Genomic DNA, 19,927 nt, shown 5'->3' on the forward strand with positions numbered 1-19,927 from the left:
AACTGCACACACTTCCGACACGTAATGCTGCGCAGAGGTAGTGCCCGGTGTCACACCGTCACCTCATGGCCCGGCTGTATCCGGCCAGGTTCGTCCCACATCGAACCAACACGCGATCACGCCTGGCGGGAGGCCAGTTCGACGACCGTGATGTCGGACGGCGCCCCCACCCGCACCGGCGGCCCCCACGCGCCCGCGCCACGCGTGACGTACAACTGCGTGTCGCCGTACCGCTCCAGGCCCGCGAGGGTCGGATTGGCCAGGTCGGCGATGAAATTGCCTGGCCAGAGCTGTCCACCGTGGGTGTGCCCGGAGATCTGGAGGTCGACGCCGTGCTTGACGGCGTCGTGGATGACGACCGGCTGATGGGCGAGGAGCACGGAGGCCCGCGAGCGGTCCCTGTCGCCCAGCGCCTTGGCGAAGTCGGGCCCGTGCCCCTCGCTCTCGCCCGCGATGTCGTCCACGCCCGCGAGGTCGAAGCCGGGCAGTTCGGTACGGGCGTTCTCCAGGGGCCGCAGGCCGAGTTCGCGTACGTGGTCGACCCACTGCCCGGCTCCCGAGAAGTACTCGTGGTTGCCGGTCACGAAGTACGCCCCGTGCCGCGCCCGCAGCTGCGCGAGCGGCGCGGCGGCGGGACCGAGGTCCTCGACGCTGCCGTCCACCAGGTCGCCGACGACCGCGATGAGGTCGGGCTGTGTGCCGTTGATCGTGTCCACCACGCGCTGCGTGAAGCCGCGTCCGAGAATCGGCCCCAGGTGGATGTCGCTGACCACCGCGATCCGGAACCCGTGCGCCGCGCGCGGCAGCTTGGCCAGCGGCACGGTGACGCGCTTCACGCGGGGGCCGCTCAGGACACCGTAGGTGCCGTACCCGACCGTTCCGACGGCGACGGCCGCGGCGGTCCCGCCCACGATGCGGGAGACGAAGAGGCGGCGGGAAGGTGCGGTCGGTTCCGCTCGCACCGGAGTGGGGGCGGGAGCATGAGCTGGAGCGGGGTCATCCTCCGGCTGGGCGGTGTCCTCCGTGGAGGAACCCGCGCTCTCCGTAGAGGAACCAGCGTTCTCCGTAGGGGTCGACTTCGTACGCCGCCGCAAGAAGAAGGGCCGTACGAGCTCACCGACAAGAAGCGCGAGCACCAGGTAGATCGACAGCGCCATCCACATGAAGCCGGGCCAGGCCAGCACCTTCTGCAGCCAGAACGGCGCCCCGGCCCGCTCACTCGCGACCGCCGCGAACATCAGCAGCGGCCCCGCCACGAAGACCACGGCGCCAGCGCGCCGGGCGATCCCCGGCCCTGACGTGGTGTCCCGCACCAGGCGCCGCCAGGCGTACCACTGCATCGCGGCGAGGGCCGCGAGCACGGCGATGCCGACCAGCACGAACAGGATGACCACGGTGGTACGCCCCTCAGCAGTGCCCGAAGTGACCGATCAGCTGTAGCGATCAGCTGTACCGAAAGCTATGACGTACGGCGCAGAGCACGGACTCCGCGCAACCCGATGGCCCCTACCACCGTCCCCAAGACAAAGGAGGCGACGGCGAGCGTCAGGTGGACCCAGAAGTATGCGGTCGGGTCGCCTGCGTCATCGAAGGCAAGCCCGCTGCCGTCGTTCCACAGGTTCTTGACGAAAGTGATCCAGATGAACCAGCTCCACACACCGAAGGCGAGCAGGAACCAGGAGACCGGGCGGCTGAGCTTCATGCGTTCAGTATCGCGAGCCTCCCTTCCGCACCGCCGCCGGGGTGGGGAGTCCGGACCGCCCCGGCCGCTCGTGACGCAGCCCACCTCGGCGGAGACGCCCACAGCGGCGCCCTGTACGTTCTCGTCCGTGCCTGCCGTAAAAAAGACCGCCTTGTTGGTCACTTCCGCCGCATTGCTCACCATGTCGACCACGGCTCCCGCGTGGGCGGACGACAAGCCGGGAGGCGAGAAGAAGCCCAAGCCGCCGGCTTCCATGTCGACGGTCGGCGGCGCCAAGCTCGGCGAGCCGGGCACCCAGGTGAGCCTGAAGGCGGGCGCCCCCGTCCTCCCCAAGGATCTGTCGGCGCGCTCCTGGATGGTGTCGGACGCCGAGACGGGCGAGGTCCTCGCCTCGCACAACTCGCACTGGCGGCTGCCCCCGGCGAGCACCCTGAAGATGCTCTTCGCGGACACAGTCCTGCCGAAGTTCCCCAAGACACAGAAGCACAAGGTCGCGCTCTCGGACCTGGCGGGCATCGGTGCGGGCAGCAGCATGGTCGGCGTCAAGGAGAACGAGACGTACACGGTCCACGACCTGTGGCTCGGCGTCTTCCTGCGGTCGGGCAACGACGCGGTGCACGTCCTGTCGGCGATGAACGGCGGCGTCCCCGCGACCGTCAAGGACATGCAGTCGCACGCCGAGGAGCTGCAGGCCCTCGACACGCACGTGGTCAGCCCGGACGGCTACGACGAGAAGGGGCAGGTCTCCTCCGCGTACGACCTGACGCTGTTCGCCCGCTCCGGGCTGCAGAAGAAGGACTTCCGCGAGTACTGCTCGACGGCCACCGCCAAGTTCCCCGGTGAGACCAAGAAGGTCAAGAAGGGCAAGGACAAGGGCAAGAAGAAGCGCGAGGCCTTCGAGATCCAGAACACCAACCGGCTCCTTACGGGGGACTACGGTCTCGACCCCTACAAGGGCATCGCGGGCGTCAAGAACGGCAGCACCACGAACGCGGGCAACACCTTTACCGGGGTCGCCGAGCGCGACGGCAAGGTGCTGCTCGTGACCGTCATGAACCCCGACTCCGGTGAGCAGCACGCGGTCTACAAGGAGACCGAGCGGCTCCTCGACTGGGGCTTCAAGGCGTCCGGGAAGGTCGAGCCGGTGGGCGAACTGGTCGCTCCGAAGAGTGCCGGTACGGGCAGCGGCAAGGGCGCTCCCGGCGCGGGCAAGGGCGACTCGGACTCGTCCAAGAACGTGGCGCACGCCTCCGACAAGGAGTCGGGCGGCGGTGCCGGCGTCGCGCTCGGGATCGCGGCCGGTGTCCTCGCACTGATCGCCGCCGGGTGGTTCGTGATCAGCCGCCGGCTGCCGCTGCCGAAGAGCCGCCGCTGACCTCGCCGGGCTGCTCCTGTTCTTCTTCTGTACTTCCCTGCTTCCGCGTCGCCGTCCAGGCGGCGCAGAACAGCAGGAGTTTCGCGGTGAAGTTGATCCACAGGAGCAGCGCGACGGGCACTCCGAAGGCGCCGTACATGCTCTTCGCGGCGACGCCCTTGATGTAGCCGCCGATCAGCAGCTTGAGCAGCTCGAATCCGGCAGCGCCGATCAGACCCGCGGTGATCAGGTGGCGCCGGGGCGGCTGGACGCCCGGCAGCAGCGTCAGGACGTAGAGCAGCAGCAGGAAGTCCGCGAGGACGGCGATGGCGAACGCGATCACCTGCAGCAGCAGCCCGCCCCAGCCGTCCTTGGAGATCCCGATGAGGTCGGCGCTCCAGCCGACGGCGGTCGACGCGAGGGTCGAGGCGACGACGGACGCGAGGCCCGCGCCGCCGAGTCCGATGAGCACCCCGGCGTCCTTGATCTTGCGCATGACGGGGTTCTCGTCGGTGTCCTCCAGCTCCCAGACGACCCGCAGGCACTCCCTTATCGAGCCGACCCAGCCGATGCCGGTGAAGAGCAGCAGGGCGCCCGCGATGAGCCCGACGGTGCCCGCGTTGGCGACGAGGGAGTCCAGGTCGAGCTGGTCGGCGATGCCCGGGATCTGCTTCGAGAGGGTGTCTTCGAGCTTGCCCTGCTGGCTCTTGGAGAGCGTCGCGGCGGCGACCGCGGCGGCAACGGTGATCAGGGGGAAGAGCGCGAGGAAGCTGATGAACGTCATCGCCGCGGCGAGGCGCGTCCAGTGCACGGTGTCGAGCCGCTCGTACGCGCTCCACGCGTGCGTGCGCATCAAGCGCTCCACCAGGGGCCCGATGCCGGGGAGCTTTTTCAGCCAGTCCATGATGCCTCCCTGCCCGTTGTGCGGAAGACCAAGGTCCGGGTTCCCCAGAAACGCAGAACCGTGGCGAGTGCCATGCCGACTCCCGCCCCGGAGATGGTGTCCGCGCGCTGTGAGGTGAGGCCGAGGCCGTAGTGGGACACCGCGATGCAGAGCAGCTGCACCAGGGCGCCGGCGATGTTGACGGCGAAGAAGATGCCGTACTGGCGAAGGCGCGAGACGTCCGCCGCCTCGCGCCGCCGGTAGGTGCCGAGCGCGTTGCCCGCGTAGGCGACCGTGCAGCCGGCCATGAAGGACAGCGCCTTGGCGGTCAGCGGGTCGAGGCCGACGGGGCCGCGCAGCCAGACGAACAGGGCGAGGTCGACGGCGTACGCGCAGATCCCGGCGGCGGCGAAGCCGAGCAGTTCGGGTCCCATGGCCCGTAGCCGCTCCCTGAGGGCGCTCACCAGTCGGCGACCGCGAGGCCGTACATGGCGATCCACACCAGGCCGATGACGGCAAGCGCGCGGTCACGCAGGACGACGTCCTCGGGCTCGCCCGCCGTGCCCCGGTCTGCGAAGACGGCGTAACGCAGGACGGCGAGGACGAAGGCGGCCATCGACAGCTGCCGCCAGGGCAGCAGGCCGTTCGCGGTGCCGCCGCTCTCCATGGCCCACAGGCAGTACGCGAGGACGGCGACCCCGGCGGCGAGCTGCCAGACGAAGCGGAGGTAGCCGGTGGTGTATTCGGTGAGCAACGCGCGCGTGGCGCCTGCTTTTCCTGACATCTGCACGGCTTCGGAGTAGCGCTTGGCGGAGACCATGAAGAGGGCGCCGAAGCCGGTGGTGATCAGGAACCAGCGCGAGAGCGGGATGTCGAGGGCCAATCCCCCGATCATCGCCCGCATCAGGAAGCCCGTGGTGACGACGGCGAGATCGACGACCAGGATGTGCTTGAGACTGACGCAGTACGCCAGTTGCATCACAACGTAGGCGCCGAGCAGGCCCGCGGTCAGGGGCGTGCAGAACGCGGCGGCGGCCACCGGCGCGAGCACGGCGAGCAGCCCGCCGACCGCGTACGCGACCGTCACCGGTACCTGACCGGCGGCGACCGGCCTGCGGCACTTGGTGGGGTGTGCGCGGTCGGCCTCGGCGTCACGCGCGTCGTTGATGAGGTAGACGGCGGACGCGGCGGCCGTGAACAGTGCGAACACCAGGACGAGTTGGATGAGCGAGTGGCGCGAGAAGAGCTCGCCCGCGGCGGCGGGGGCCGCGACGACCAGGACGTTCTTCACCCACTGGCGGGGGCGCGCGGTCTTCAGGAGGCCGAGCGGCAGGGCCGTGAGGGAGCCCGTGCCGGGCGGCCCGGGCGGCTGGGGGCGTTCGAGCAGGGCGGCGGTGCGGTCAGCCATGCGCGCGGCTCCCGTTCATCCAGGCGGAGCCCACGCGCGCGGTGAGGGCGCCGAGTGCCGCTCCGGCCGCCACGTCGCTCGGGTAGTGGACGCCGACGATCATCCGCGAGACACACATCGCGGCGGCGAGCGGCGGGACGACGCGGGCTCCCAGGGGGCTCAGCGCGCCGTACGCGACGGTGGCCGCGGCGGCCGAAGTGGCGTGCGAACTGGGGAAGGAGTGCCGGCCCGCGGTCCTGACGAGGTGCTCCGCGCCCGTGGCACCGCCGGGGCGCGGACGCCGTACGACGCGTTTGACGCCCACGCTGGCCAGGTGTGCGGCGGCGGTCAGTGCCGTGGCGCGCAGCCACACGTCGCGCCGTTCTCGGTCGACCGCGGCGCCCGCGAGCCCCGCGACGATCCAGAGGGCGGCGTGCTCGCCGGTCCAGGACAGGGCCCGTGCGGCGGCGGCCACGCGCGCGTCGGAGCCGCAGTCGCGCAGGGCCGACAGCAGCCGGTGGTCCATGTCGTGCATGTGGCCTCCTTCTCCGGGGACTTCAAGGACCTGACCTCCCGACTCTTCTAGGCGACCTCTCAATATTTACGGCAATATACGACGACACTCCATCAATCACTCATTTCGGTGAGAGCTCTGACGAATATGGGCAAACTGCCCTTGCTCGGACGATACGGTCACGCGTATGCCTGCCGACTCCGCTCCGCCCGCCGACCCCGCGACCGCGACGGCGCCCGAGGCCGCCCCCCTGGCGCCATTCGTGTCCGTGTCGGGCTGGGGGCGCACCGCCCCGTCCACCGCCCGTCTGATCCGCCCCCGTTCGCCCGAGGAGGCCGTGGCGGCCCTCCAGGCGTGCGGGGAGCGCGGAGGCATCGCCAGAGGCCTCGGGCGGGCATATGGGGACGCCGCGCAGAACGCGGGCGGCGCGGTGCTCGACATGACCGGCATGGACCGCATCCACGCCATCGACGCGGACGCGGGCACCGTCCTGTGCGACGCCGGGGTCTCCCTGCACCACCTGATGGAAGTCCTGCTCCCGCTCGGCTGGTTCGTGCCCGTCACTCCGGGGACCCGCTATGTGACGGTCGGCGGCGCGATCGGCACGGACATCCACGGCAAGAACCACCACGGCTCCGGGTCCTTCTCGCGCCATGTGATGGCCGTCGAACTGCTCACCGCCGACGGCAACGTGCAGGCGGTCGACCGCGGCACCCCCCTGTTCGACGCGACGGCGGGCGGCATGGGCCTGACGGGCGTGATCCTCGCCGCGACGCTGCAACTGCAGCCGGTCGAGACCTCATTGATGACGGTGGACACGGAGCGCGCCACCGACCTGGACGACCTGATGGCCCGCCTCACCGCCACCGACCACCGCTATCGCTACTCCGTGGCGTGGATCGACCTCCTCGCGCGCGGGGCGTCGATGGGCCGCTCGGTGCTCACGCGCGGCGACCACGCTCCCCTGGACGCCCTCCCGCCACGCGCGCGTAGAGCCCCGCTCACGTTCCGCCCCGGGCAACTGCCCTCCGCCCCGCGCTTCCTGCCCGAAGGGCTGCTCGGCCGCAGGTCGGTGGGCCTCTTCAATGAGCTCTGGTACCGCAAGGCGCCCCGCTCCCGCGTGGGCGAGCTCCAGAAGATGTCGACGTTCTTCCACCCCCTGGACGGCGTCCCGCACTGGAACCGCGTGTACGGCCGCGGCGGTTTCGTGCAGTACCAATTCGTCGTCGGGTACGGCAAGGAGGAGGCCCTGCGGCGCATCGTGCGCCGCATCTCGGAGCGCGGCTGCCCGTCCTTCCTCGCCGTACTGAAGCGCTTCGGAGAGGGCGATCCGGGCTGGCTCTCCTTCCCGATGCCCGGCTGGACCCTCGCCCTGGACATCCCGGCAGGACTGCCGGGTCTCGGCGGCTTCCTCGACGAACTCGACGAGGAGGTCGCTGCCGCCGACGGCCGCGTCTACCTGGCCAAGGACTCCCGCCTGCGGCCGGAGATGCTCGCCGCGATGTATCCGCGGCTCGACGACTTCCGCGCACTGCGGGCCGAACTCGACCCGCGCGGCGTGTTCCGCTCGGACCTCTCGCGCCGCCTCGCCCTCTAGCAACTCCAGGAGTTGGTCCCATGAAGGACGCCTTCGGCACCCCCCAGTCCCTGCTCGTACTCGGCGGCACCTCCGAGATCGGCCTCGCCACGGCCCGCCGTCTGGTCGCGCGGCGCACCCGTACCGTGTGGCTGGCCGGGCGGCCCTCTCCGGGCCTGGAGAAGGCCGCCGCGGGCCTGCGTGACATGGGTGCGGACGTCCGCACCGTCGCCTTCGACGCGCTCGACTCCGAGTCGCACGAGGCCACCCTCGGGAAGATCTTCGCCGAGGGCGACATCGACATGGTCCTGCTGGCCTTCGGCATCCTCGGTGACCAGGCACGCGACGAGGACGAACCGCTGTCGGCGGTGCGGGTCGCGCAGACGAACTACACCGGGGCGGTCTCGGCCGGCCTGGTGTGCGCGCGGTCGCTGCAGGCCCAGGGGCACGGCTCCCTGGTGGTGCTCTCCTCGGTCGCGGGCGAACGTGCCCGCCGCTCGAACTTCATCTACGGGTCGAGCAAGGCGGGCCTCGACGCCTTCGCCCAGGGCCTGGGCGACGCGCTGCACGGCACGGGGGTGCACGTGATGGTGGTCCGCCCCGGCTTCGTGCGCTCCAAGATGACGGCGGGCCTGGAGGAGGCGCCCATGGCGACCACTCCGGAGGCGGTCGCCGAGGCCATCGAGACGGGGCTGCGGCGGCGCTCGGAGACGGTGTGGGTGCCCGGCGCGCTGCGGCTGGTCATGTCGGCGCTGCGGCACGTGCCGCGGATGGTGTTCCGGCGGCTTCCGGTGTGAGGCGGCTTCCGTTTTGAGGCTCTACGGGGGCGCCGGTCAGCGGGCGGGCAGCGTGCCGTGCGCGGCCGGGGCCGCCGCCTGCGGAGGGACGACCGGGCCGCCACCGCCGAAGGCGAACTCGCGCAGCTTGCGCCACACACCGTCCGCGCCCTGCTCGTAGAGCGCGAAGCCGGTGCAGGGCCACTCGGCCTCGTACTCGGAAAGTTCCTCGTACGCCCGGTCCATGGCCTCTTCGGAGATGCCGTGCGCCACCGTGACGTGCGGGTGGTACGGGAACTGCAGCTCGCGCGCGATGGGCCCGGACGCGTCCCGCACCCGCTCCTGGAGCCAGCCACAGGCCGACCCGCCCGCCACCACCTGGACGAAGACGACGGGCGACAGCGGACGGAACGTGCCCGTCCCGGAGAGCCGCATCGGGAAGGGCCGCCCGGCGGCCGCGACGGCCCCCAGGTGCGCCTCCACGGCGGGCAGCGCCGCCGCGTCCACCAGGGTCGGCGGCAGCAGCGTGACGTGGGTGGGGATGCCGTGTGCCGCGGGGTCACCGAAGCCCGCGCGCCGCTCCTGGAGCAGGCTGCCGTGAGGCTCCGGGACCGCGATCGACACACCGATCGTTACGGTCCCCACGTCGTACTCCTGTCGGTCGGGTGGCGGGCAGAGGGCGCTGTTGTACCTGGCGTGGTGCAGGGGGCTGTGTGGCTCAGTGCTTGGCGGGCAGGAGGCCCACCTTGTCGTACGCCTGGGCGAGGGTCTCCGCGGCGACGGCACGCGCCTTCTCCGCACCCTTGGCCAGGATCGAGTCGAGCGTCTCCGGGTCGTCCAGGTAGGCCTGAGTACGGTCCCGGAAAGGCGTCACGAAGTCGACCATGACGTCGGCGAGGTCAGTCTTCAGCGCACCGTAGCCCTTGCCGGCGTACTTCTGCTCCAGTTCCGGGATACCGGTGCCGGTGAGCGTCGAGTAGATGGTGAGGAGGTTGCTGACACCCGGCTTGTCCGCGGTGTCGTACCGCACGACCGTGTCGGTGTCGGTGACCGCGCTCTTGACCTTCTTGGCGGTGGCCTTGGGCTCGTCGAGGAGGTTGATCAGACCCTTCGGGGTGGACGCCGACTTGCTCATCTTGATCGACGGGTCCTGAAGGTCGAAGATCTTGGCCGTCTCCTTGAGGATGTACGCCGCGGGGACGGTGAACGTCTCGCCGAAGCGGCCGTTGAAACGCTCCGCGAGGTCGCGGGTCAGCTCGATGTGCTGGCGCTGGTCCTCACCGACCGGGACCTGGTTGGCCTGGTAGAGCAGGATGTCCGCGACCTGGAGCACCGGGTACGTGAAGAGGCCCACGGAAGCGCGTTCCGCGCCCTGCTTGGCCGCCTTGTCCTTGAACTGCGTCATGCGCGACGCCTCGCCGAAGCCCGTGAGGCAGTTCATGACCCAGCCGAGCTGGGCGTGCTCGGGGACGTGGCTCTGGACGAAGAGCGTGCAGCGCTCCGGGTCGAGGCCGGCGGCCAGGAGCTGGGCGGCGGCGAGCCGGGTGTTGGCACGGAGCTCGGCCGGGTCCTGCGGGATCGTGATCGCGTGCAGGTCCACCACCATGTAAAACGCGTCGTGGGACTCCTGCAGCGCCACCCACTGGCGGACCGCGCCAAGGTAGTTGCCGAGGTGGAACGAGCCTGCGGTGGGCTGGATTCCGGAGAGCACGCGAGGACGATCAAGGGCCATGGAGCCATTCTCTCAGGTGTCTCTCATTGCTCGGAAACAGCCATGTGACGGGTGTGCCGCGATCTTGTCCCGCGCCCGTGTCCCGCCCGCCTGGATCCGGTCGTCGCGAACGGACCCAGGGTCGGTTCGGCGTTCAAGCCGTGGCTGCTCTCGATCGTCACCAATGAGACGAGGAACACAGTGCGTTCGGCGGTCCGGCAGCGGTCGCTCGTCGGACGCGAGGGTCAGTGGGCCGGCAGGCCCGGGGCCGGGTGGGCGGACATCAGGTCGGCGACCTCGGAGCGGATCTTCGTCAGGGCGTCCTCGTCACCGGCACGGGCCGCGGCGACGCCCCGGTCGATCCAGTCGGCGACGGCCGGCATGTGCTCGGTCCCGAGACCGCGGGAGGTGAGGGAAGGGGTGCCGATGCGGACGCCGGAGGGGTCGAACGGCTTCCTCGGGTCGTACGGCACGGTGTTGTGATTGACGACGATCCCGGCCCGGTCGAGGGCCTTGGCGGCGACCTTGCCGGGGACTTCCTTGGGGGTGAGGTCCATCAGGATCAGGTGGTTGTCGGTGCCGCCGGAGACCAGGTCGAAGCCGCGGGCGAGCAGCGCTTCGGCGAGGCACCGGGCGTTGGCGACGACCGCGTGGGCGTAGTCGCGGAAGGAGGGCTGCGATGCCTCGTGCAGGGCGACGGCGATGGCCGCGGTGGTCTGGTTGTGCGGGCCACCCTGCAGGCCGGGGAACACCGCCTTGTCGATGGCCTTGGCGTGCTCCTCGCGGGACATCAGCATCGCGCCGCGCGGGCCGCGCAGGGTCTTGTGGGTCGTCGTGGAGATCACGTCGGCGTGCGGCACCGGTGAGGGGTGGGCGCCGCCCGCGATCAGGCCGGCGATGTGCGCGATGTCGGCGACGAGGACGGCCCCCGCCTCGTGGGCGATCTCGGCGAAGGCGGCGAAGTCGATGGCGCGAGGGAGTGCGGTGCCACCGCAGAAGATCAGCTTCGGGCGTTCCTTGAGGGCGAGGTCGCGCACCTCGTCGAAGTCGATGCGGCCGGTGTCATGGCGGACGCCGTACTGGACGCCACGGAACCACTTGCCCGTGGCGGAGACGCCCCAGCCGTGGGTGAGGTGGCCACCCATGGGGAGGGCCATGCCCATCACGGTGTCACCGGGCTCGGCGAAGGCGAGGTAGACGGCGAGGTTGGCGGGGGAGCCGGAGTAGGGCTGGACGTTGGCGTGCTCGACGCCGAAGACGGCCTTGGCGCGCGAGACGGCGAGGCGCTCGACGGGGTCGATGTTCTGCTGGCCCTCGTAGTAGCGGCGGCCCGGGTAACCCTCGCTGTACTTGTTCTGCAGGACCGTGCCGGAAGCTTCGAGGACGGCGGTGGAGACGTAGTTCTCGCTGGGGATCAGGCGCAGAGTGTCGGCCTGGAGCTGCTCCTCGGCACCGACGAGCGCGGCCAGCTCGGGGTCCTGCGCGGCGAGCGCGGGGTGGCTGAGGGAAGGAGAGTGAGTCATGGCGTCCTCCGGGGCGAGCGGTGAGTTCCGGTCGTGGTCCCAGGGGTGCCCAGGCGGTCGGCACCTCGAAGGTTTGCCTCGCACGGCTTCCCCGGGGTCCGTTCCCCGTGCGCCAGTCGCCGTGCTGTCAGGGCCAGCGTATAGGGCACGCCGGGTCGGCAGGTTTCTTCGTCCACGATCCGAGCGACGATAGAAATTGGGCGCCACACCCGCCCAACGCCGCAGGACGAACGGAGACCCCGTGTCGACTACCGAAAAGTTCATCACCTCGGCCGAAGCGCACAGCGCGCACAACTATCACCCGCTGCCCATCGTGGTCGCATCGGCGGAGGGTGCCTGGATGACGGATGTCGAGGGGCGCCGCTATCTCGACATGCTGGCCGGGTACTCGGCGCTGAATTTCGGGCACGGCAACCGCCGCCTGATCGACGCGGCCAAGGCGCAGCTGGAGCGGGTGACGCTCACCTCGCGGGCCTTCCACCACGACCGGTTCGCCGACTTCTGCACACGGCTCGCGGAGCTGTGCGGCAAGGAGATGGTGCTGCCGATGAACACCGGCGCGGAGGCGGTGGAGACGGCCGTGAAGACCGCCAGGAAGTGGGGGTACCAGGTCAAGGGCGTGCCCGACGGGCGGGCGAAGATCGTCGTCGCGCGCGACAACTTCCACGGGCGGACCACGACCATCGTCAGCTTCTCGACGGATCAGGAGGCACGGGCGGACTTCGGTCCGTACACACCGGGCTTCGAGATCGTGCCGTACGGCGATCTGACCGCGATGCGGGCCGCGGTCACGGAGAACACCGTGGCCGTGCTTCTGGAGCCGATCCAGGGAGAGGCCGGGGTCCTGGTGCCGCCGGCCGGGTACCTGGCGGGCGTACGGGAGTTGACTCGGGAGCGGAACGTCCTCTTCATGGCGGACGAGATCCAGTCGGGGCTCGGCAGGACGGGCAGGACGTTCGCATGCGAGCACGAGGGCGTGGTGCCGGACGTGTACATCCTCGGCAAGGCGCTGGGCGGGGGCGTGGTGCCGGTGTCCGCGGTGGTGGCGGACGCGGATGTCCTCGGGGTGTTCAAGCCGGGCGAGCACGGGTCGACGTTCGGCGGCAACCCCCTCGCCTGCGCGGTGGGGCTGGAAGTCGTGGCGATGCTGGGCACGGGCGAATACCAGCAGCGGGCCACCGAGCTCGGCGAGCATCTGCACGCCGAGCTGGGGCTCCTCGCCGGTACGGGCGCGGTGACGCAGGTGCGGGGCCGCGGGCTGTGGGCGGGCGTCGACATCGAGCCGTCGCACGGCACGGGCCGCGAGATCTCCCAGAAGCTGATGGACCGGGGTGTGCTGGTCAAGGACACCCACGGGTCGACGATCCGGATCGCGCCCCCACTGGTGATCAGCAAGGAGGACCTGGACTGGGGGCTCGATCAACTGCGGGCCGTGCTCGCCTAGTTCGGGGCTGCCGACGGCCGGCGTCGGCCACAGGTGTCCGCCGCCGGTGTCAGCGTTTGGTGCCGACTCCGCCGAACATGGCCACGTCCTCGACCCCGGCCGCTGTCTCCGTGCGCCAGCGGTTGCACGAGACCACTCCGGGTTCGAGGAGCTCCAGGCCGTCGAAGAAGCGCGCCACCTGCTCGGGCGTGCGCTGCGTCAGCTTGGGCGTGCCGTTCTCGTTCCAGAACGCCACCGCCTCGTCCACGTCGGGCATCTCCGGGCTGGTGATCGTGTGCGAGAGGACCAGGTGACTGCCGGCCGGCAGCGCGTCGAGCAGGCGGCGCACGATGCGGTACGCCTCGGCGTCGTCGTCGATGAAGATGACGACTCCGAGCAGCATCAGCGCGACCGGCTGGTCGAAGTCCAGGGTCTTGGCGGCGTGTTCGAGGATCGTGTCGACGTTGCGCAGGTCCTCGTCGAGGTAGTCGGTCCTGCCCTCGGGGGTGCTGGTGAGGAGGGCGCGGGCGTGGGTGAGGACCAGCGGGTCGTTGTCGACGTAGACAACGCGGGTCTCGGGGGCGATCCGCTGGGCGACCTCGTGGGTGTTGTCGGCGGTCGGCAGCCCGGTGCCGATGTCGAGGAACTGCCGGATCCCGCACTCGGTCACCAGGTGGCTCACGGCGCGCCCGAGGAACTGCCGGTCGGCCAGCGCGTACGCACCGATGCCGGGGTGCAGCGTGCGGATCTGGTCCCCGGCGGCCTGGTCGACGGGGTAGTTGTCCTTGCCGCCGAGCCAGTAGTTCCAGATACGGGCCGTGTGAGGCTGCGTGGTGTTGATCCTGCTGTCGGTCATGTGCGCGGTCGCCTCCGAGTCCGTGGTCGAACAACCGGCAGCGTACTCGGGCGACTTGAGGGGCGGCAGCGCAGCCTGACCGGTCTCAGAGGATCACGGCCTCAAAGGATCACGTGGGGCAGGAATCTCGCGTACTCGTCCGTGATCAGGCCCGCCGACTCCCGGATGCCGAGCCCCGCCGCCTCGTCCTCGACGACCCACGCCCCGAGCACCACACGGTTGCCGTCGAAGTCGGGCAGGGGCGCCAACTCCTGGTAGCAGCAGGCGTCCTCGCGTACGACGGGTTCGGCACCCGGTGGGTGGACCGTGACACCGGCGCCTTCGCGGCCGAGGAGGGGCTTGGCGACGTAACCCCGCTCGGCGGCGAGCTCCCGGGGGCCGTCCAGGTAGGCGGGCAGGAGGTTGGGGTGGCCGGGGTAGAGCTCCCAAAGGACGGCCAGCAGTGCCTTGTTGGAGAGCAGCATCTTCCAGGCGGGCTCGATCCACAGGGTGGAGCCGGTGCCGCCGCCGTTGTCCAGGGTCTGAAGGACGTGCGGGGCGAAGCGGTCCGTGGTCAGCCACTCCCACGGGTAGAGCTTGAAGCAGCTGCGGATGAAGCCGAGTTTCTTGTCGACGAAGCGCCGCGAGAGCCGGTCCCAGCCGATGTCCTCCATGGAGATCGCCTCGGTGGCGAGCCCCGCCTGCTGCGCGGTCTCCCGCAGATACGCGACCGTCATCAGGTCCTCGCCGAGTTCGTCGCCCGCGGAGTGCGCGAAGTACAGCGGGCCGCCGGGCGGGAGCAGTGACGCCTGCTTCCTCCAGGCGTCCACGAGGCGCTCGTGGAGGGAGTTCCACTGGTCGGCGCCCGGGAAGCACTCCTCCATCCAGAACCACTGGGGGCTCGCGGCCTCGACCAGCGAGGTGGGGGTGTCGGCGTTGTACTCCAGCATCTTGGCCGGGCGGCCACTCGTGCCGTCGTAGTGCAGGTCGAATCGGCCGTAGAGGGAGGGGAGTTCGGCGCGTCGGCGCCATGCCTCGGTGACCGCGTCCGCCACTCGGGGGTCGGTGATGCCGAGATCGGCCAGGCGGTCGTGCGTGACGATGTGCTCGGCCGCCGCGAGGCACATCGCGTGCAGTTCCTCGACGACCTCCTCCAGGGCCTCGACCTCGGGGAGCGTGAACGCGTAGTAGGCGGACTCGTCCCAGTAGGGGCGGAGCGTGTCGTCGGGGTAGCGGGTCAGGGGGTAGATGAGCCCCTGGTCCTCGACCGTCTGCTGCCAGCCGGGGCGGGGGGTGATCGTGCGGCGTTCCATGGCCTCGGGTCTCGGGTCGCGGGTTGCGGGTCTCGGGGATGGGGACGCGGTTCGCGGGTCTCGGGGAGCGGGGCTCGCTTCCGGTCAGCCGCCGCCGCTGCCGCTGCCCGAGCAGCCGAAGCCGTCACGGTCGACGGCCTCGCTACGGCTGAAGGTGCCGTAGTCGGCGCGGCGGCCGTCGATGTCCGCGTCGTAGTACCAGTCGGCGTCCATACGGCCGGACTTGCCGGTACCCGTGCCGGTGCCTGATCCGTACGAACTGCCGCTGGTGTTGCGTCCCTTGCCGTACGAGGAGGACGAACCGGCGCCGCTCTTGCAGTTCTTGTCGGCGACGATTCTGTAGCCGGTGAGGACGTCGTAGCTGTCGCGGTCCACGCACCGCCTGTCCGGCTCCGAGCCGCACGAGGTCAGGGCCGCCGCGAGGACGCCCATCCCGCCGAGTACGACCGTGCTGGAACGCAGCTTTCGCCGCGGGGCCTTCCGCACTTCCCTCTGCTCGGTAAGCCCCCTCTGCTCCGCCTGCTGCTCTATCTGCGGCTCCGGTGCCATCAGTTCTTCCGCTCCCCCGTTGACGTACGCGATCGGCGATCAGCGTAGGTAAGGGGCCCCACGTCGTGCCAACCGGCTCAGTCGAATCCCCCTCCTCTACAGTCACTTCGTGTCTCTTGGGATGATTTGCGCGCTCTGTTCAGCGGTCTGCTTCGGCACGGCCTCCGTCTTCCAGGCCATCGCCGCCCGCGCCACGGCGCCGGGCACCGGCTCCGGGGTCGACCCCGCGTTGCTCCTTCGCGCGGTGAAGCAGTGGCGCTACGTCGTGGGGCTCGGGCTCGACGGGCTCGGGTTCCTGCTGCAGATCGTGGCGCTGCGCTCCATCCCGATCTACGCCGTCGGTGCGGCGCTCGCCGCGAGCCTCGCCGTCACGGCGGTGGTGGCCTCGCGGATGCTGCGGGTGCGGTTGAGCAGGGTGGAGTGGGCCGCGGTGGGGGTGGTGTGCGCGGGGCTCGCGATGCTGGGGCTCGCGTCGGGGGACGAGGGGGAGAGCGTCGGGTCGACGACTCTGCGGTACGTGCTGCTGGGCGTGGCGGTGGGGGTGCTGCTGCTCGGTGCGGTGGCAGGGCGGTTGCCGGGGCGGGGGCGGGCGCCGGCCCTGGGGCTCGGGGCCGGGCTCGGGTTCGGCGTGGTGGAGGTGGCGGTGCGGCTCATCGACGACGTCTCGCCGGGGGCGTTGGTCCGCAATCCTGCTGCCTACGCCTTGCTGGTGGGCGGGGGTGCGGCGTTCCTGCTGCTCACGTCCGCCTTGCAGCGCGGGTCGGTGACGACCGCCACCGCGGGGATGGTGATCGGGGAGACGGTCGGGCCCGCGGTGGTGGGGGTGGTGTGGCTCGGGGATCGGACTCGGGGCGGGATGGAGTGGGTGGCGGTGCTGGGGTTCGTGGTTGCTGTGGCGGGGGCGTTGGCGCTGGCGCGGTTCGGGGAGGCGTCTGCTCCTGCGGAGGGTTCAGCCGCGGAGGGGGCCCGGTAGGGGCTGGGGCTGACCCTGCGGGGCTTTCCCCAACCCCGCCCCTTCCCGAAACTGGGGCTCCGCCCCAGACCCCGCTCCTCAAACGCCGGAGGGGCTGAAACGACAGGACCTACGGCAACACCCTGCACAACGCCTCCAGCGCCCCCGCCCACCCATGGTCCGCCGGCGTTCCGTAGCCCACAACCAGCGCGTCCCGTTCCGGAGAGCTGGCCTCGGGGTGGCGGAAGCTGGACAGGCCCTGCACCGCCAGGCGTTGCCAGCTCGCCGCCTGGATCACCGTCCGTTCCGTTCCCGGCGGGAGTTCGAGGACCGCGTGCAGCCCCGCCGCGATCCCCGTGGCCCGTACCTCCGGCGCCCGAGCGGCAAGCGCGGCGACCAGTTGGTCCCGTCGGCGGCGGTAGCGCAGCCGTGCGCCCCGCACATGGCGGTCGTACGCACCCGAGGTGATGAACTCCGCGAGCGTCAGCTGGTCCAGCGCCCCGCAGGCCCACTCCGCGCCCCCCTTCGCCTCGACGACCTCGGCGGCGATCGGTTCCGGAAGGACCATCCAGCCGAGCCGGAGGCCGGGGGCCAGGGACTTGCTGGCCGTGCCGAGGTAGACCACGCGGTCGGGGTCGAGGCCCTGGAGCGCGCCCACCGGCTGCCGGTCGTAGCGGAACTCCCCGTCGTAGTCGTCCTCCAGGATCAGACCGCCCTCGCGCCGCGCCCAGTCGACGGCTTCCGCCCGCCGGTCGGGGTGCAGCGGGACGCCCATCGGGAACTGATGCGCGGGCGTGAGGAGCGCCACCTTGGCCGAACGGGGGCCCGACCCCAACTCCGCCGTGGACGTGCCCAGTTCGTCGATGGGCAGGGGCCTGGTCCGCAGCCCGGCCCTCTTGAGCAGATCCCAGTGCATGTCCAGGCCGTACGACTCGACCGTCACCTCCCGCAGCCCGCGGGCCCGCAGCACACCGCCCAGCAGACGCAGACCCTGCGCGAACCCGGCGCAGATGACGATGCGGTCCGGGTCCGTGTGGACGCCGCGCGCTCGGGAGAGGTAGTCGGCGAGGGCGGTGCGCAGCTCGACGCGGCCACGCGGGTCGCCGTAGCCGAGCGCGTCGTTCGGGGCGGCGGCCATGGCCCGGCGCGCGGCCTTGAGCCAGGCGGCGCGCGGGAACGCCGAGAGGTCGGGGGTGCCCGGCATCAGGTCGTACGTCGGGCCGCCCGCCGCCCTGCGGCGCGGTGCGGGTTCCGCGGGGCGCGGCACGGAGCGTTCGGCGACACGGGTGCCCGAGCCCTGGCGTGCGGTGAGCCAGCCCTCGGCGACGAGGTCGGCGTACGCGTCGGCGACGGTGTTGCGGGCGATGCCCAGGTCGACGGCGAGGGAGCGGGACGAGGGCAGGCGGGTGCCGGGAGCGAGCCTGCCGCCGCGCACCGCATCGCGCAGGGCGTCCGTGAGGCCCTTGCGTACGCCGGAGTGCGTCGCCTCTCCCCCGGTCTCCAGGTGGAGGTCGACGCCCAGAGTGGCCCACGATTCTTCCATGGGAATGGACCATACCTGTGGGCTACTCCCGCCGTACGGTCGATATCATGACGACGAACGAAGACACCCCTGTTCAGCCGCAGCCCAAGGAATACCTCCACGAGCACACCCCCCGCCTCGACTGGCACGCCAAGGCCCCCGAGGTCTTCAAGGCGATGGTCCGGCTCGACGCGGCCGCCCGGAAGGGCGTCGACCCGGTGATCCTCGAGCTGGTCAAGATCAGGGCCTCGCAGATCAACCACTGCGCGCTCTGCGTCGACATGCACAGCAAGGACGCCCTCGCGGCGGGCGAGAGCGTGGAGCGGATCATCCAGCTCAGCGCGTGGGAGGAGTCGCAGCACTTCTACACGGCGAAGGAGGTCGCCGCGATCGAGCTGGCCGAGGCGATCACCGTCCTGACGGACGGTTTCGTGCCGGACGCGGTGTACGACAAGGCGGCGGCCCTCTTCGACGAGGAGGAGCTGACGCAGTTGATCGCCGCGATCACGGTGATCAACGCGTGGAACCGTTTCGGCGTCTCGACGCGGCAGGTCCCGGGCCACTACAAGGCCGGGGAGCACAAGTGAGCGCTCGGACCACCCACCTGGACAAGGGCGTCGCCGGCGCGCTGTCCGCGCTGAGCGCGGCCGCGAAGAAGGGGCTCGGCGACCCGGTGCTCGCCGAGCTCGTGATGATCCGGGCCTCGCAGCTCAACGCGTGTGCGTTCTGCCTCGACATGCATGTGGACATCGCCGAGAAGAACGGCGAGACGGCCAAACGGATTGCCCTCCTCAACGCGTGGGCGGAGGCGGGTGAGCTGTTCAGCGAGCGCGAGCGGGCCGCTCTCGCGCTGACCGAGGCGGTCACCGTCCTGACTGGGGGCACCTCCCAGGCTTTCGGCTCTGGGGGAGGGTTCGTTCCCGACGAGGCGTACGAGGCGGCTGCCGAGCACTTCGGTGAGGCCGAACTCGCTCATCTCATCGGGGTGATCACCGTCATCAACAGTTGGAACCGGGTGATGGTCAGCCGCCGCATCGAGCCGGGTGGGTACGCGCCGTGAGCCTCGTGGACGACTTCCGCTCGCTGCACCACGGGCGGGCGCCCGGTGATCCGCTGGTCCTTCCCGGGCCGTGGGACGCGGCCAGCGCGCGGGTCTTCGTGGACGCCGGGTTCCCGGCCCTGGCGACGCCGAGCGCGGGGGTCGCGGCGTCGCTCGGGTACGCGGACGGTGCGGTGCCGCCGGACGAGATGTTCGCCGCCGTACGCAGGGTGGTGCGGTCGGTGTCGGTGCCGGTGTCCGCGGACATCGAGGACGGCTACGGGCTGCCGCCGAAGGAGCTGGTGGAGCGGCTGCTGGAGACGGGCGCGGTCGGCTGCAACCTGGAGGATTCGTCGGGCGGGGACTTGAAGGACCCGCGCGAGCAGGCGGAATGGCTCGCGGAGGTACGTTCCTTCGCGGGCGACCGGTTGTTCGTGAACGCCCGGGTGGACACGTTCGTACACGGCGACGGCGATCCGGAGCAGGCCATCGAGCGGGCACGGCTTTACGTCGAGGCGGGCGCGGACTGCGTCTATCCGATCCTCGCGCCGCCCGAGGTGCTCCCGCGGCTGCGGGCGGGCATCGAGGGCCCCGTCAACGTGGCGGCGAAGCCGGCAGGGCCGCCGTCCCCGCGGGAGCTGGGTGAACTGGGCGCCACGCGGATCACGTTCGGGCCGGGCCTGCTGTTCCGCGCCTCGGAAGCGCTGCGGGAGATCGCCGAGAGCCTGAAGCCGAGAGCTTGATGCGGAGAGCCTGAAGCAGACGTGACGGTGCCGGGGGGGGGGGGGGGGGGGGGGGAAGAACACACCCCCCCCCCCCCCCCCCCCCCCCCCCCACCTCCCCCCCCCTCCCGGCCCCCCCCCCCTCC

At 70.9% G+C, this 19,927-nt stretch carries 21 protein-coding genes, 1 pseudogene and 1 riboswitch; of the genes and pseudogenes, 9 read left to right on the plus strand and 13 right to left on the minus strand.

Features of this window, described 5'->3' with window-relative positions:
- Positions 1–116: 116 nt before the first annotated feature.
- A complete protein-coding gene (locus tag ACZ5U5_RS19240) occupies positions 117–1,394 on the minus strand; it encodes a metallophosphoesterase (protein ID WP_469023008.1) in 1,278 nt (425 codons plus the stop codon).
- A gap of 65 nt (positions 1,395–1,459) precedes the next feature.
- Complete coding sequence (locus ACZ5U5_RS19245; protein WP_469023010.1) at positions 1,460–1,702, minus strand: SCO4848 family membrane protein; 243 nt, start codon at positions 1,700–1,702, stop codon at positions 1,460–1,462.
- 127 nt (positions 1,703–1,829) lie between these two features.
- On the opposite strand from ACZ5U5_RS19245, the gene ACZ5U5_RS19250 reads away from it, so the two are divergent.
- Positions 1,830–3,077, plus strand: coding sequence for a D-alanyl-D-alanine carboxypeptidase family protein (locus ACZ5U5_RS19250; protein ID WP_469023013.1), 1,248 nt, complete (start codon positions 1,830–1,832; stop codon positions 3,075–3,077).
- Here the strand turns inward: ACZ5U5_RS19250 and ACZ5U5_RS19255 are convergent.
- Genes ACZ5U5_RS19255 through ACZ5U5_RS19270 form a run of 4 tightly spaced genes read right to left on the minus strand, consistent with a single transcriptional unit; the run spans position 3,040 to position 5,861 of the window.
- A complete protein-coding gene (locus ACZ5U5_RS19255; protein WP_469023015.1) occupies positions 3,040–3,960 on the minus strand; it encodes a YihY/virulence factor BrkB family protein in 921 nt (306 codons plus the stop codon). The genes ACZ5U5_RS19250 and ACZ5U5_RS19255 overlap by 38 nt on opposite strands.
- A complete protein-coding gene (locus tag ACZ5U5_RS19260; RefSeq protein ID WP_469023018.1) occupies positions 3,948–4,373 on the minus strand; it encodes a GtrA family protein in 426 nt (141 codons plus the stop codon). The genes ACZ5U5_RS19255 and ACZ5U5_RS19260 overlap by 13 nt, the downstream gene beginning before the upstream one ends.
- A 26-nt stretch (positions 4,374–4,399) precedes the next feature.
- A complete protein-coding gene (locus tag ACZ5U5_RS19265; protein WP_469023021.1) occupies positions 4,400–5,347 on the minus strand; it encodes a decaprenyl-phosphate phosphoribosyltransferase in 948 nt (315 codons plus the stop codon).
- A complete protein-coding gene (locus ACZ5U5_RS19270) occupies positions 5,340–5,861 on the minus strand; it encodes a phosphatase PAP2 family protein (protein ID WP_469023024.1) in 522 nt (173 codons plus the stop codon). The genes ACZ5U5_RS19265 and ACZ5U5_RS19270 overlap by 8 nt, the downstream gene beginning before the upstream one ends.
- A 166-nt stretch (positions 5,862–6,027) precedes the next feature.
- On the opposite strand from ACZ5U5_RS19270, the gene ACZ5U5_RS19275 reads away from it, so the two are divergent.
- Both ACZ5U5_RS19275 and ACZ5U5_RS19280 read left to right on the plus strand, forming a co-directional pair.
- Positions 6,028–7,437 carry an FAD-binding protein gene (locus tag ACZ5U5_RS19275; RefSeq protein WP_469023026.1) on the plus strand — a complete coding sequence of 470 codons (1,410 nt, stop codon included), beginning with the start codon at positions 6,028–6,030 and terminating at the stop codon, positions 7,435–7,437.
- Positions 7,438–7,457: 20 nt separating this feature from the next.
- Complete coding sequence (locus ACZ5U5_RS19280; RefSeq protein ID WP_469023029.1) at positions 7,458–8,213, plus strand: decaprenylphospho-beta-D-erythro-pentofuranosid-2-ulose 2-reductase; 756 nt, start codon at positions 7,458–7,460, stop codon at positions 8,211–8,213.
- A 36-nt stretch (positions 8,214–8,249) separates the two neighbouring features.
- Here the strand turns inward: ACZ5U5_RS19280 and ACZ5U5_RS19285 are convergent, their stop codons facing one another.
- Both ACZ5U5_RS19285 and trpS read right to left on the minus strand, forming a co-directional pair.
- Positions 8,250–8,837, minus strand: coding sequence for a 2'-5' RNA ligase family protein (locus ACZ5U5_RS19285; protein WP_469023031.1), 588 nt, complete (start codon positions 8,835–8,837; stop codon positions 8,250–8,252).
- Positions 8,838–8,910: 73 nt separating this feature from the next.
- Complete coding sequence (gene trpS, locus ACZ5U5_RS19290; RefSeq protein ID WP_469023034.1) at positions 8,911–9,924, minus strand: tryptophan--tRNA ligase; 1,014 nt, start codon at positions 9,922–9,924, stop codon at positions 8,911–8,913.
- A gap of 117 nt (positions 9,925–10,041) precedes the next feature.
- On the opposite strand from trpS, the pseudogene ACZ5U5_RS19295 reads away from it, so the two are divergent.
- Positions 10,042–10,149, plus strand: a pseudogene (locus ACZ5U5_RS19295) (siderophore-interacting protein); the annotation flags it as partial.
- Here ACZ5U5_RS19295 and ACZ5U5_RS19300 read toward each other — a convergent pair.
- On the minus strand, positions 10,149–11,426 hold the full coding sequence (locus ACZ5U5_RS19300; protein WP_469023036.1) for a serine hydroxymethyltransferase: 1,278 nt from the start codon (positions 11,424–11,426) through the stop codon (positions 10,149–10,151). The pseudogene ACZ5U5_RS19295 and the gene ACZ5U5_RS19300 sit on opposite strands and share 1 nt — an antisense overlap.
- Before the next feature lie 40 nt (positions 11,427–11,466).
- A riboswitch (ZMP/ZTP riboswitch) is annotated at positions 11,467–11,556 on the minus strand.
- A 111-nt stretch (positions 11,557–11,667) separates the two neighbouring features.
- Here ACZ5U5_RS19300 and rocD point away from each other — a divergent pair.
- Complete coding sequence (gene rocD, locus ACZ5U5_RS19305; RefSeq protein ID WP_469023038.1) at positions 11,668–12,870, plus strand: ornithine--oxo-acid transaminase; 1,203 nt, start codon at positions 11,668–11,670, stop codon at positions 12,868–12,870.
- Positions 12,871–12,919: 49 nt separating this feature from the next.
- Here the strand turns inward: rocD and ACZ5U5_RS19310 are convergent, their stop codons facing one another.
- From ACZ5U5_RS19310 to ACZ5U5_RS19320, 3 genes are all read right to left on the minus strand, one after another.
- Entirely contained in the window at positions 12,920–13,705 is a 786-nt protein-coding gene (locus ACZ5U5_RS19310) for an SAM-dependent methyltransferase (protein ID WP_469023040.1), read from the minus strand.
- A gap of 101 nt (positions 13,706–13,806) precedes the next feature.
- Positions 13,807–14,997, minus strand: coding sequence for a glutathionylspermidine synthase family protein (locus tag ACZ5U5_RS19315; RefSeq protein ID WP_469023041.1), 1,191 nt, complete (start codon positions 14,995–14,997; stop codon positions 13,807–13,809).
- An 84-nt stretch (positions 14,998–15,081) separates the two neighbouring features.
- On the minus strand, positions 15,082–15,429 hold the full coding sequence (locus ACZ5U5_RS19320; protein WP_469023745.1) for a hypothetical protein: 348 nt from the start codon (positions 15,427–15,429) through the stop codon (positions 15,082–15,084).
- 238 nt (positions 15,430–15,667) lie between these two features.
- Here ACZ5U5_RS19320 and ACZ5U5_RS19325 point away from each other — a divergent pair, with 238 nt between their 5' ends.
- On the plus strand, positions 15,668–16,519 hold the full coding sequence (locus ACZ5U5_RS19325) for a hypothetical protein (protein WP_469023747.1): 852 nt from the start codon (positions 15,668–15,670) through the stop codon (positions 16,517–16,519).
- A gap of 109 nt (positions 16,520–16,628) precedes the next feature.
- Here ACZ5U5_RS19325 and pdxR read toward each other — a convergent pair whose 3' ends face one another.
- Positions 16,629–18,041 (minus strand): MocR-like pyridoxine biosynthesis transcription factor PdxR, encoded by a 1,413-nt coding sequence (pdxR, locus tag ACZ5U5_RS19330; protein ID WP_469023044.1) that lies wholly within the window; start codon positions 18,039–18,041, stop codon positions 16,629–16,631.
- A 47-nt stretch (positions 18,042–18,088) separates the two neighbouring features.
- Between pdxR and ACZ5U5_RS19335 the strand changes: the two genes are divergently transcribed.
- The 3 genes from ACZ5U5_RS19335 to ACZ5U5_RS19345 are packed head-to-tail and all read left to right on the plus strand — an operon-like array spanning position 18,089 to position 19,802.
- A complete protein-coding gene (locus ACZ5U5_RS19335) occupies positions 18,089–18,607 on the plus strand; it encodes a carboxymuconolactone decarboxylase family protein (protein WP_469023047.1) in 519 nt (172 codons plus the stop codon).
- Complete coding sequence (locus ACZ5U5_RS19340; RefSeq protein ID WP_469023050.1) at positions 18,604–19,080, plus strand: carboxymuconolactone decarboxylase family protein; 477 nt, start codon at positions 18,604–18,606, stop codon at positions 19,078–19,080. The genes ACZ5U5_RS19335 and ACZ5U5_RS19340 overlap by 4 nt, the downstream gene beginning before the upstream one ends.
- Complete coding sequence (locus ACZ5U5_RS19345) at positions 19,077–19,802, plus strand: isocitrate lyase/PEP mutase family protein (protein WP_469023053.1); 726 nt, start codon at positions 19,077–19,079, stop codon at positions 19,800–19,802. The genes ACZ5U5_RS19340 and ACZ5U5_RS19345 overlap by 4 nt, the downstream gene beginning before the upstream one ends.
- Positions 19,803–19,927 lie beyond the last annotated feature (125 nt).

This window comes from Streptomyces sp. NPDC033177, assembly GCF_055577715.1.

Coding starts and splice junctions, on each gene's coding strand:
- ACZ5U5_RS19245 (WP_469023010.1), bottom strand. CDS start 1,702: ATGAAGCTCAGCCGCCCGGTCTCCTGGTTCCTGCTCGCCTTCGGTGTG.
- ACZ5U5_RS19255 (WP_469023015.1), bottom strand. CDS start 3,960: ATGGACTGGCTGAAAAAGCTCCCCGGCATCGGGCCCCTGGTGGAGCGC.
- ACZ5U5_RS19260 (WP_469023018.1), bottom strand. CDS start 4,373: ATGGGACCCGAACTGCTCGGCTTCGCCGCCGCCGGGATCTGCGCGTAC.
- ACZ5U5_RS19265 (WP_469023021.1), bottom strand. CDS start 5,347: ATGGCTGACCGCACCGCCGCCCTGCTCGAACGCCCCCAGCCGCCCGGG.
- ACZ5U5_RS19270 (WP_469023024.1), bottom strand. CDS start 5,861: ATGCACGACATGGACCACCGGCTGCTGTCGGCCCTGCGCGACTGCGGC.
- ACZ5U5_RS19275 (WP_469023026.1), top strand. CDS start 6,028: ATGCCTGCCGACTCCGCTCCGCCCGCCGACCCCGCGACCGCGACGGCG.
- ACZ5U5_RS19280 (WP_469023029.1), top strand. CDS start 7,458: ATGAAGGACGCCTTCGGCACCCCCCAGTCCCTGCTCGTACTCGGCGGC.
- trpS (WP_469023034.1), bottom strand. CDS start 9,924: ATGGCCCTTGATCGTCCTCGCGTGCTCTCCGGAATCCAGCCCACCGCA.
- ACZ5U5_RS19300 (WP_469023036.1), bottom strand. CDS start 11,426: ATGACTCACTCTCCTTCCCTCAGCCACCCCGCGCTCGCCGCGCAGGAC.
- ACZ5U5_RS19310 (WP_469023040.1), bottom strand. CDS start 13,705: ATGACCGACAGCAGGATCAACACCACGCAGCCTCACACGGCCCGTATC.
- ACZ5U5_RS19315 (WP_469023041.1), bottom strand. CDS start 14,997: ATGGAACGCCGCACGATCACCCCCCGCCCCGGCTGGCAGCAGACGGTC.
- ACZ5U5_RS19320 (WP_469023745.1), bottom strand. CDS start 15,429: ATGGGCGTCCTCGCGGCGGCCCTGACCTCGTGCGGCTCGGAGCCGGAC.
- ACZ5U5_RS19325 (WP_469023747.1), top strand. CDS start 15,668: ATGATTTGCGCGCTCTGTTCAGCGGTCTGCTTCGGCACGGCCTCCGTC.
- pdxR (WP_469023044.1), bottom strand. CDS start 18,041: ATGGAAGAATCGTGGGCCACTCTGGGCGTCGACCTCCACCTGGAGACC.
- ACZ5U5_RS19335 (WP_469023047.1), top strand. CDS start 18,089: ATGACGACGAACGAAGACACCCCTGTTCAGCCGCAGCCCAAGGAATAC.